General features: G+C 36.1%; 5 protein-coding genes and 1 pseudogene. 2 read left to right on the forward strand and 4 right to left on the reverse strand.

Going from position 1 to position 12,900, the window contains the following annotated elements; translation table 11 throughout:
- Positions 1 to 3 precede the first annotated feature (3 nt).
- The 3 genes from N0K73_RS00125 to N0K73_RS00135 all read right to left on the reverse strand — a co-directional run bounded on the left by N0K73_RS00125 (position 4) and on the right by N0K73_RS00135 (position 8,696).
- Positions 4 to 6,012 (reverse strand): isopeptide-forming domain-containing fimbrial protein, encoded by a 6,009-nt coding sequence (locus N0K73_RS00125; protein WP_112250706.1) that lies wholly within the window; start codon positions 6,010 to 6,012, stop codon positions 4 to 6.
- 10 nt (positions 6,013 to 6,022) lie between these two features.
- On the reverse strand, positions 6,023 to 6,220 hold the full coding sequence (locus N0K73_RS00130; protein WP_057973972.1) for a hypothetical protein: 198 nt from the start codon (positions 6,218 to 6,220) through the stop codon (positions 6,023 to 6,025).
- Positions 6,221 to 6,626: 406 nt separating this feature from the next.
- Positions 6,627 to 8,696, reverse strand: a complete 2,070-nt coding sequence (locus N0K73_RS00135; RefSeq protein WP_404825133.1) for a copper-translocating P-type ATPase — start codon at positions 8,694 to 8,696, stop codon at positions 6,627 to 6,629.
- Between the two features lie 155 nt (positions 8,697 to 8,851).
- Here N0K73_RS00135 and N0K73_RS00140 point away from each other — a divergent pair, with 155 nt between their 5' ends.
- Complete coding sequence (locus N0K73_RS00140; RefSeq protein WP_112250714.1) at positions 8,852 to 9,820, forward strand: restriction endonuclease; 969 nt, start codon at positions 8,852 to 8,854, stop codon at positions 9,818 to 9,820.
- A gap of 143 nt (positions 9,821 to 9,963) precedes the next feature.
- Here the strand turns inward: N0K73_RS00140 and N0K73_RS00145 are convergent.
- A pseudogene (locus tag N0K73_RS00145) lies at positions 9,964 to 11,957 on the reverse strand (PTS sugar transporter subunit IIABC).
- A gap of 220 nt (positions 11,958 to 12,177) precedes the next feature.
- On the opposite strand from N0K73_RS00145, the gene treR reads away from it, so the two are divergent.
- On the forward strand, positions 12,178 to 12,897 hold the full coding sequence (gene treR / locus N0K73_RS00150; RefSeq protein WP_112250716.1) for a trehalose operon repressor: 720 nt from the start codon (positions 12,178 to 12,180) through the stop codon (positions 12,895 to 12,897).
- The last annotated feature ends 3 nt before the right edge of the window (positions 12,898 to 12,900 follow it).

The raw sequence follows: 12,900 nt of genomic DNA on the forward strand, positions 1-12,900 counted from the left end.
TGATTAGTTTTTAGCTTTTTTGCGACGTGCAATAACGAAGCCGGCTAAACCTACTAATCCGATTCCCGCAAGACTTAATAATGTACCATCTGCATCATTAGTTTGTGGCAATTCTTTTTGTGTTGTTGGTGATGTGACGCCCGGTTGTGATGGTGCCGGTGTTACTGTTCCTGGTGCTGTTACTCCAGGTTTTACGGGCGGTGTTACTTCTCCCGGTTTTACAGGTGGTGTCACTACTTCGCCTGGTTTTGTTGGTGGTGTTACAGGTTTCGTTGGTGGCGTTACTTCACCTGGTTTTACAGGTGGTACAGGATTTTTAACTGCTGGAATTTCTACAGTTGCGTCAGGTGGCACAATCTTGTCACCATCTTTATCCGTACCCTCACCCTTAGCCGTATTCGCAATTTTTCCATTTTCTGGAATTAAAATGACCTTAGCTTTGAAAGTGATTACCTTAGATTCATCAGAGCGTAAATCTCCAATTGAAGCCGTTAAGATATTATTTTTCCAAACATCTTTATCAGAAACTGATTTACCATTTACAATGGTTGAACCTGAAACTAATTCCAAATGTTTTGTATCCAACGTATCGCTAATTACTGCATTGTACCAAGTACTTGCGTCAGCCGCATTTCGTGCCGTAATTGTGTACGTGAATGTGTCGCCTAATTTTAATTCTGATTGACTTGCCGTTTTTTCCAATGATGGGTTTGGTTTGATTGGATTTTTTGTTCCTGGTGTTGGTGTTTCTGGTACTTCTCCACCCGGTGTTGTCCCTGAACCCAAGGCAACGTTATCCAATTTACCATCTGCATCTTTAGTAACTGTAACGTCAAATCCGATAACGACTTTTTCTTTACCTTTTAAATCACCGATATTAATTTTTAAGTTCTGACCGTTAAAGTTTTTGTCATCGGCTGCTTTTCCGTTAACTGTTAAAGTACCTGTTTTAAATTCTAAACCTTTAACCAAATCATCTTTAACAATAACATTGTAAAGCATCCCAAATTCATTGACATTTTCAGCCGTAATATCGTAATGGAGGGTATCACCAATTTTTACTTCGTGATTATTCAAATCGTTTCCTTTAGCATCTGAAACAGCTTTATCCATTTTCAGTTTACCATCTTGGAAATCTGTTGGAACATCTACGGAAGCATCTGGTGGTGTGACGACATTACCCTTACTATCTGTACCCGTAGCTTGTGTCGTATTATGAACAATGCCATTTTCTGGAACAGCAATTACTTTTACCTTAAATGTAATTGAAACTGATTTTCCTGTTCCTAAATCGCCGATCTTAACATTTAACTTGTTGTCTGACCAAGCCTCTGTATCTGAAACGGCTTTGCCGTCAACTTTTGTTGTATCTGAAACATATGTTAAGTAACGTGCATCCAAGTTATCTTTAACAACTGCATCTTGCCATTTAGCAGCGTCTTTAGCATTACTTGCCTTAATCGTATATTCGAAAGTTTCACCTAAATGCGTTTTTTCTACATTAGCTGTCTTTTCTAATTTAGGTTCAGGATTTGCGCCGTTATTTGTTTCAGGCGTCGTTGTTGGTGGAATTTCTCCTTCTGGAGTTGTACCGCCAACTAAGGCCACGTTTTTCATTTCTGAACTAGCTTGATCGTTAACAATAACATCAAAACTTAGAACAGATTCTTCATTGTACTTCAGATCACCTACATTAACGCTGATATCTTGCCCCTTAACGTTGTTATCACTAACTGTATTAGCGTTAACTTTAAGTGAACCTGCCTTATAAGTGAATCCTTTTTCTAGAGAATCTTTAATGAAGACATTTGTGACAATACTATCTTTAACAACGTTTTTCACGTTGATCTCAAAGTGTAACGTATCGCCAACTTTAACTTCTTTTCCGTTTAAACTATTACCATCAGCATCAGAAACTGTTTTTAAACTCTTCAGTGCCCCGGGTGCATAGTCAATTGGAATGTTCACACTTGAATCCGGTGGCGCTACTTTGTTTCCTTCACTATCTTCCCCAGTTGCACTTGCTGTATTTTTAACAACTTTACTATCTGGGATAGCCTTAACTTTAACCTTAAATGTTACAATATTTTCCTTACCACTAGCAACGTCGCCCAATGCGACATTTAAAACGTTATCTTTCCAAACATCTTTATCAGAAACTTTTTTACCATTAACCATTGTGCTATTTGGTATTAATTCCAAGTAAGCAGTATCTAATTTATCAGTAATGCTTGCTTTATGCCAAGTACCAGCTTCAACAGCATTTTTAGCAGAAATTTTATATTCAATTTCCCCGCCTAATGTTGTTTCACTAACATCACTTGTTTTCAGTAATGAAGGTTTTGGATTAACATAATTTGTTGTTGGTGGTGTTGGTGTTTCTGGTATTTCAGGATCTGTTCCTGAAACCAAGGCCACATTTTCTAATTCTCCAGTAGCATCTGGTGTTACCGTAACATCAAATCCAACTGTAAGAGATTCCTGACCTTTTAAATTACCTGCATCAAGATCTAATTTTTGACCATTAAAATTACTATCGTCTGCACTAACGACTGTACCATCTGGCTTAGTAATTGTTAATGTTCCTGCCGTGTATTTAAAGGCATTAATTAATTCATCTTTAACCTTAATACCCTTAACAATTGTCCCGACTTCGCTAATGTTATTTACGGTAACCTCGAAATGAAGTGTATCGCCAATTTTAACGATATCCCCATTTAGATTATTTCCTTTACTATCACTAACTGTTTTAACAATTGATAATTCCCCGACTCTATAATCTACTGGAACCAAGACTTTAGAATCTGGTGGATTAACAGCATTCCCTTTACTATCCTCACCTGTTGCTTTGGCAACATTAGGAATAACTGTTTGTGTTGCTGGAATTTCTTTAACTTTTACTTCAAATGTAATTGTTTTCGTCTCTCCAGCCTTTAAATCGCCGAGTTGCATTGTAAGACGATCTTTATTCCAAACGGTTGCATCTGAAACTGATTTACCGTCTAATTTAGTTGAACCTGGAACATATTCCAAATATTTAGTTTCTAGACTATCAGTTACTTGTGCGTTATGCCAAATACCGGCACCTTTTTCATTACCAACTTTAATTCTGTATCCATATTTATCGCCCATTCCTAGAATGTGCTTTACATTTGATTCTTTCTTAAGCGTTGGTTTAGGTTGTGCGTTATTTTCTGTTTCTGGCGTTGTTGTTGGTGGCACTTCACCGCCCGGTGTTGTCCCTGTAACAAGTCCAACGTTCTTCAAATCGCCATCCGCATCTTCTGTGATTGTAACGTCAAATCCAACAGTTACATCTTCTTGACCCTTTATACTTCCAACGTTAATTGATAAGTCTTGGCCCTTGAAGTTCGTATCTGAAACTGTCTTTTTAACGCCGTTAACGTCTGTCACTGTTAATGTTCCTGTTTTAAAGGCGAATGCTTTAATTAAAGAATCCTTAACGATAACGTTCGTTACAATACTATTATCGACCGTATTTTTCACTTTAATATCAAAATGAATTGTATCGCCGACTTTTACTTCTTTACCATTAATATTGTTACCATTTTCATCTGTTACAGTTTTGGTTGAGATTAACTCACCGTCTTTGTAATCAACAGGCGTGGTAACTTTGGCATCTTTTGGTGCAACTTCTTTGCCAGCCGCATCTTTACCTGTTGCGCTAACGGTATTATCAATAATTTTCTTGGCTGGGATGTTAATGACTTTTACTTTGAAAGTAACTGTCTTAGATTCTCCAGCTTTTAAGTTACCTACTTTATAAGTAAATGTCTTATTGTTGTTCCAAACGGTTGCATCAGATAATGCACTACCATCTGATGTTGTACTGTTTGCAACTAATTCTAAGTTAGTTGTATCTAAATTATCTGTCATAACAACATCATTCCAAGTCCCGTTAGAACTTGGATTTGTTACTTTTAATGTGTACGTAAATGTGTCACCTAATTTTGCTGATTTCACACTCACACTTTTTGTTAATTCAGGTTTAACAACTTCTTTATAATTTTTAAGATCTAATGTAGCTGGTGTTTTTTGATCTTTAGTAATCACAAGACTATGGCTCTTTGTATCTTTAATGTAACCAGGAAGTGCTGAAGATTCTTCAACAGTATATTTACCTGGTTCTAAATAATGTAAGTCAAATTGACCTTTATCATTTGTTGCTAAGTCACTTTTAATGACTTTACCATTAGCATCTTTTAAAACATACTTAACGCCTTTTAAAGGTACGCCCGTATCACCATCTGTTTTAGTAATAACGGCATCGCCATTGTAAATCGTTGTCTTATTAGATTCTACTGGATTAGCGTATTTAGAAGAGAACATCGCTTGATTCAAGATATCCCCAGTTCCATCAACCTTAACTTGGAAAATAACATCTCGTTTTGTTCCCGGTGTAACGTCACCCAATTTAATTGTTCCGTTATTCCATACCGCGTCAGTTTGTTTATTACCATCAATTGTTAATGATCCTGGTACATAAGTATGACGGCCATCAAGCACATCTTTAAGTTCAGCAGCAAGTAAGTCTTGCGTGTTTCCCTTGTCAGATTCATAAGCTAAACGGTATTCAACAATATCGCCTTTTTTCTCAATAGTTGTTGTTTTGTAGTCAGCATCTTTGTTCGTGATGTTTTTAACATCTTTTTTCAATGTTGATTTTGTTTGATCAGGCAATTTATCAATTGCGACTGCTTGATTATTTGTGTAAGTTCCTGTTGAACCCGTAAATCCCCAGTAAACTTTTTCGCCACCGAATAAAGCGTTTGGATTAGCTATTTTGTAAGTCTTGCTACCAAATCCTTCAATCGTGTACGATAATGTTTTACTTTGAGAAGACCATGACATATCTACTTTACGCCATTTATTATTAGCTAATTGATTTGTAGCAGTACCTAACATAATATTTTCATGGTTACGTGCGACAGATTGCGTTTTTTGGATGGCGATATGTCCATAATCTTTAGCGCTCATATCGATATCTTGGTCATTTGTTCCAACCGTTGCAGCGTTATTACGATACGTATCAAATTCTAGTGCCAATCCATTTCTAATATATCTATCAGGGTATGATTCCATACCATATGCACCAATACCAGCACCCATGGCACCAACGGCCTTTAATTTCTCAGGATCATTTTGCATCACAAATGTAATTCCATCAGCGCCTTTATTGGCTTGATTTTTATCGCCTAAGAAAACATACATTCCCATATCGAAATCTTTAGTTAAATCAATTTGATTTTTATACCAGAGTCCACCCTTTTGTTGCTTTTTATCATCTGTAATAACAACCTCATTCACATTAGTTTTATGAACGTATGAGTTAAATCCTTCTATTACTTGGAAAGTATCTGTAAGGACAATGTCAGATTTAGGTGGATCAGGTACTTCACTTGGTAATTGACGTGTTGCTTGTTTGATATCTTTAACACTACTACTTTCGCCTCGAGCCATTTTAGCTTCAGCCGAGTCATCTTTTGTTGTTTTATCTTCTTTAACCGTTTCTTTTGTTGCTTTTTCAGAAATCAGTTTAGCGTTAATTACTTTTTTACTTGTTTTACCATTTTCATCAAAATCTTTTAATACAATGTCACCCTTTTGACTTTGGCCTTTGTTAGCAACCAACGTTAATAGGATTGTTTTGCTGACTTTATAATCATCTAAATTAAATGTCAGTTTATTTGTATCTTTTGCGTAATCTACTTTATTTTGTGTTAACCCATCCGCAGATTTATACGTTAAGAAATCAGGTAGTTCAATTTCCATTTTTTCTAGGTTAACGCGACTATCACTAATTTTAAGCTGGTACTCGCCCTTTTCTGTTACGTCTAATTTTTCCATTGTCTTATCTTTACTATCTAAGACATTAATTCCTTCAACTGCTTTTGCTGATACGCTTCTCATTTGATTCATAACTGATAATGGTGACGAAATAACTTGCATTACAATATATAATATTGTAATTGCCTTATATAATATGCCCATCTATATCCCCCTACTTTCCTTTTACGTGAACTGTAACGGCATTTGATTTCTCAGATATTTTCTTTGCCGTTTGTTTTTTCGAATGACTGCTACTTGTTGTACTTTCGCTCGACGTTTTTTTAGTTGTATTACCACATCCCGAAGTGATACCCCCTACAAACATGAATAGTACAATTAAAAATAATATTTTTTTTACTTTGCTTACCACATGTATACCCCCTTATGTCGTTCAAGATTTATACCTCATTGTATTACTATGTTTGTAGCATATCATTATTATTATGCGCTTTCTATTTTATATCGCACACGATTTAATTATAGAACTCGGTCTTTTAAGTTATAGATTGCATTACATGGGGCTACATGTCGTGTGCAACACTAAAACGCTTTATAAAAACTTTTTTTATAAATTTAGCTAGTTCATATTCATAGTCTAAAATATCGTATTATATCTATCATTATTGATGTAATTTCACATTTCATTAACGTTTTTTTATTCAATTAGACAAAAAAAGAACCTCCCATCATTTGAGTCTAAAAACGACCCAAAAAGGAGATTCATAATAGTTAATCATCTAAATAAGGTTAATATTATACCAATATATTCTGACGTTCTAATCATGTAGCGTCATTGCATTTACGGCAACAACAATTGTGCTCAATGACATCACAACTGCACCAACTAATGGGCTCAAAATAAAGCCAACTGGTGCTAATATACCGGCAGCTAATGGTAACGCAATAATATTATATCCTGCACCCCACCAAAGATTTTGAATCATTTTCAATCTAGTGTTGCGACTTAACGTCAAGAATTTTAATATATCCGTAGGATTACTTTTAACTAATATCACATCGGCAGAATCAACAGCAACGTCAGTTCCCGATCCAATTGCCATACCGATTGTCGCTCCAGCCAAACTTGGGGCGTCATTAATTCCGTCACCAACCATAATGACATTATGTCCTTCGCTCTCCAATTGCCCGACAATTTTCGCTTTGTCTTCCGGCATTAAATTAGCGCGAACGTCTTCAATTCCCAATTTGACACCGACCTTTTCAGCGGCGTGTTGGTTATCACCCGTCAACATGATCGTTTTAATACCCATCTTTGTTAATTGTTCAACTAATCCATATGATTCCTGTTTAATTTGATCACCTTGAGCGGCGTACCCGATCACTTTATCATTTTGAATTAAGTAACTGATAGAATCACCTTCATTATCTGAAACCATCTCATCGGTTAATAACTGATTCTTTTTAACGTATGCCTCAGAAACAATTTTATATAAATTGGCTTTAATATGACCCTCTAAACCAATACCGTTAATTTGTTGTGTATCACTTGCGGTTGGAATTTCAAGATTTAAATCTTCTGCTTTTTGAATAATCCCCTTGCCCAAAGGATGCGTTGATCCGCGTTCTAATGAAGCCATTAAGCCAATAATTTCTGATTCAGAAAAATCTTTTGAATACGTTTTATAGTTCGTTACCACAAAATGACCTTCTGTTAAAGTTCCCGTTTTATCCACAAGTAATGTATCAATTGTGTGTGCAACTTCTAAGGCATTTCGATTTTTAATCAATAAACCATTTTTGGCCGAGAGAGACGTACTTCTCGCAACAACTAGCGGAATCGCTAATCCCAATGCATGGGGACAGGCAATAACCAGAACGGTCACAAGAATTGACAGCGCCTGACTAAATGTTCCTGTGAACAACCAAACAACAAATGCTAAAATTCCGACAGATAAGGCAGCATAAAATAAATATCCCGCAACTTTATCAGCTAATGTTTCAGTATTTGATTTTTCTGATTGCGCTTTTGAAACTAATTTAACAACTTGAGCCAAGTATCCCGTTTCACCAGTCCCAGTAACAGTCAATGTAATTTCACCGTTGCCATTCACTGATCCACCAACGACTTTATCATCAATTGTTTTCTCAACTTGTTTTGACTCACCGGTAATCATCGCTTCATCAACATTCGTTTTACCAGAAATAATTAAGCCATCTGCCGGAATTGTTTCGTTGCCTTTAACTAATAGTACGTTTCCTACTTGTACTTGAGTTAAATCAACTTCTTTAATGTCATTATTTCCATCTATTACATGCGCTTGCTTAGGTAAAAGTTCTGCTAGTTTTTGTACGGCATCGCCCGCTGCCATAATGGCATTCATTTCAATCCAATGTCCCAACAACATAATCACAATTAAGGTTGCCAGTTCCCAGAAAAAGTCCATTACATGCTGACTTGGGTCGACAATATTATTCATGATTACCGCGTACAAACTATATATGTAAGCAACGCTAATACCCATCGCAATCAGTGTCATCATTGCTGGCTTTCTATCCGCCAGCTCCATTTTTGCACTGTCTAGAAACGTTTTACCACCATAAAAGAACAGGGCGGTCCCAATCGCCGTTACGACCCAATCAGATCCAGTAAATGTGAATTGAAATGGTAATTTAAGCCCCATCATGGGAGTCATTAAAATAATTGGGATTGCCATCACCAATGATACCCAAAATTTTAATTTCAAGTTTCCCATATGCATCATATGTCCGCCAGGCATATCATCCATATTCATTTCATCGTGGCCCATCCCTTGCATATCCATATGTTGATGGTCCATATTTTTCATATTATCATGATCCATGTTACTCATATTCTGATGATCCATCATTATCGCCTCCATAATTTATATGATTAGTTTACAATTGTAAACTTTAAAAGTCAACTATTTCGATTCAGTAACTACTTTTGTCTTCGTTCAATTGATGTTGTATCATAAATAGATTACCATATATTAACTTATATACATGAGGAGCACATCTAATGAATGCCACAAGCGATTATCGAAAATTAAAATTATGTAAACACGGGTTACCAACATGGGATGCTTTACTCCCTATCACTTTAGCAATCGTCAATAACCAGTCATCCCCAATAAATAGAAAAATCTTATCAAACGAGGTAGTTGATAGTCTGTCACTGCCAGATAAATTACGATATCTTAAATCAAAAAAAAATCCTGCCGAAAATATAATCGACGCACGAATGACTTGGCCTATATCGGAATTGGCTCTTGCTGGTTTATTGGAGAGACCAAAAAGAGGTGCTTACCAAATAACTCCACTTGGAAAACAACAATTAAAAAAATTTGGAAACCAAATTACTGCAAAAATGGTTCATGAGCAACCTAAATACTTACGCCATCAAGAAGAATTGGCTAAAAAAAATAACGTCAATTCACCAATTAACGTTATTTCAAATGATATTGAAGATGATGTAGATTCTTTTCAAACGATAAATTCTCTAATAAATCAGTATAATAATAAAATTAGTCTTGATTTACTCGATAGGATCCAAGATGGAACACCATATTTTTTTGAAAAATTAGTTGTTAATTTGCTCACCACCATGGGTTACAAAGGCTCAAATGGGGAGGCAATTATTACCCAGAAGAGTAATGATAGTGGCATTGACGGTATTATCAACCAAGACGCGCTAGGTACAAGTACGGTTTATCTACAGGCTAAGAGATATCAAATCGGTAATAAAGTAGGTCGCAACGAACTTCAAGCCTTTGTTGGAGCACTAAGTGGTGTCGGATCTGACAGAGGAGTCTTTATTACTACTTCTGACTTTTCAGCAAACGCAATTGAATACGGAAAAAATCAACATATTGTTTTAATAAATGGACTTCAATTAAGCGATTTAATGTTGCAGTATAAGGTTGGTGTTAATATCAAAAACAAATATATTACTTTTGATATTGACGAAGATTTCTTTATTGACGATTAGGTAGTCGCGTAAATAATCGTAATTTTCATCTCTATGATTTATCCAATAAATTTATAATATATATAAATTAACGTAAGATTTTTATCAAATTTACTCGCAAAAATGCCCTCAAAGTTTTTTCAACTTTAAGGGCATTTTGTTTATTAATCTTTACCGATAGTTTTACGACGAGTGACGTTTTTTGCAGCAGTCACATCTGAATCTTTAAATCCGAAGAACCATGTGCAAGCAAATGCGACGATAATTGTCACAATTGATGCGATCCAGAAGTTAATTTGATTACTCATACCACCACCAAATTTTAAAGGTGTAAAGAATGAAGGGAATCCAATTAACGATCCTGTAAATCCGTACATATTAACATTTAATAACCCGGCGACTAATCCACCAACGGCACCACCGATATTTGCCGCTAAGAAAACACGACCATATTTCAATGTAATCCCGTAGATAGCGGGCTCAGTAATACCACTGAATGCGGCAATCACGGCGCCACCTGATAATTCTTTAATGTTAGCAATTTTTGATTTAATCATAACTGCCATTACAGCAGCACCTTGAGCAACCATCGTAATTGACACAATAGCGTTCAAGTAGCTATAACCTTTTGATGCGATATCATTTGCAATTAAAGGAACAACTGCCCAATGTAATCCAAAAATAACTAAACATTGATATAATCCCCCAATGACAAAACCTGCGATAGGGTAGTTTGCTGTTAAAATTGCGTTTAAAACAATAGAAATACCAGTACTAATTAAGGTAATAATAGGTCCAACAATAACAATAATAGCAGCTGATACAATCATAACTTCTAATAATGGCACAAAAATCATTCTTAATACTTGTGGAATCACTTTTTTAAGACCTTTTTCAACATAATGCGCTAACCATGCACCAGCAATAATTGGGAAAATACTGTAAGTATAGTTAACCATGTGAATTGGTATACCAAACAGATTAGTGTTCAATGACATTCCCAACACCTGGCCGAAAACTTTCGTTCCTGTTGCAATTCCGAAAAGTGATGGATAGACCAAGACACCCCCGACAATAGCCATAATAATTGGATCAGATTTTAATTTCTGCGCAGCCGTAAATCCGACGATGATAGGCAGAAAATAAAATGCTGAATCTCCCATTGCCGATATAAATATATAAGTTTGTGATGTGGCTTCTGTCCAATGAAAATCGACAGCCATTTGTAGTAATCCTTTTAAAATACCACTAGCAGCCAATAGTCCGATCACGGGCATCATTGACCCCGTGATAACACCAATTAATCCGTTGAACCCGGCATTTAATTTACCCCGGAATGTCGTTGGTTGTTCATCTGCTTGTTGGTTGTCATCGTTAGCATCAACCTCGCCACCCGCATACTCCGTCCCTAATTGCGCAATAACTGCATCATAGACCTCAGTAACGGCTGGACCAATCACAACTTGATATTGACCAATGGCATGGCGAACATCAATAACGCCCGTTAAGTTTTTAACAACCTCATCATCAGCTTTACTTTCGTCTACTAGATAAAAACGTAACCGCGTAATACAATGAATTAGGCTCTTAATATTTTCTTTGCCACCAATTTCTCTAATAATGTCAGTCGCTAATTGCGTGTAGTCTTTTGCCATAACTAGTTCTCCCCTTTCGCAGTACCGGAACCTAATTCTGTACCACCATCAAACACTTGTGGTTCTGGTAATGTTAACTGGTCTAACTGGTCACTTGTATTCGTTATGACAACTATTAAAACATCATCTAATTTTGCTTCAGCAACCTGTGCTAAATTCATGGTACCGAGTAATTCTCCTCCATGAACACGCGCGCCCTTTTTAATATTAATATCAAATGGCGCACCATTTAACTCAACCGTATCAACGCCCATATGCAATAAAACTTCTAACCCATTGTCCATCGTAAACCCAAGCGCATGTTTCGTAGAAGCAACTAATGTAACTGTTCCAGATACAGGACTGTAAATATTCCCTGTTGTTGGTTTAAACCCAAATCCATCGCCCATTAATTTTTGAGCAAAAACTGAATCACTAACGTCTTCCAATGAAATTAATGACCCTGTAGCTGGTGCATACAATTTATCATCGTTGATTTTTTGTTTTCTTCTAAAAATTGACATTACTTTTCCTTCTTTCTTTCGTTAATCCCATTTCCAACATAATAGTTCATGGCATATTTACTTAAGAACTATTAATTAAACGCTTTCAAGTTACACCTATAATAAACCTGTATATACAACATGTCAACGCTTTCTTTTTATTTATATAAAAGGTTTATTGTCTCTTGTATAGACTTGATTATTTGTGTTAAAATGACTTTATCATTTGGAGGTAATTATCATGACTAACCAAAATAAATATCTAGGTATCTATCAAGACCTTGTCACTAAAATCACGCACAATATTTACGAAACGGGATCATACCTGCCCAGTGAAACGCAACTTAGCGAATTATATGGCAGTTCCCGCGAAACAATTAGAAAAGCTTTACAAAATTTACTAACCAATGGTTATATACAAAAAATTCGTGGTAAAGGGTCATTAGTTTTGGACGTTAAGCGTTTCGTTTTTCCCGTCTCAGGAATCACCTCTTATAAGGAGCTTGACGAGTCTCTCCAGATGGAGTCAGAAACTAGGGTTCTTCAATTAGTTAACATGACGATTCCAACAGGAAGTTTTGCTCCCGAATCTGTTGTTGGTGACCAAGCTACTTTCATTGAACGATTACGTCTTGTGAAAAATGAACCTAGCGTTATTGACCGCGATTACATACTTTCAAATATCGTACCTACTGTACCAATGGCGGTTGCTCAAGACTCCATCTATGATTATTTTGAAAATAAATTAGGTTTAGAGATTAGTTACGCCGTTAAGAAAATTACAGTTGAACCGGCAGACCCAACTGTTCAAAAGCTATTGGATATTCCAGAAACTGAATCCGTTGTAGTGGTTCGAAGTGAAACCTACTTGCAAGACAGTCGACTCTTCCAAATAACCGAAGCAATCCATCGCGCAGATCGCTTTAGTTTTGTTGAGTTTGCTCGTCGAATTAAAAAATAAATA

The sequence above is a fragment of the Dellaglioa algida genome (assembly GCF_030127605.1).
In the GTDB taxonomy this organism is placed as follows: Bacteria; Bacillota; Bacilli; order Lactobacillales; family Lactobacillaceae; genus Dellaglioa; species Dellaglioa algida.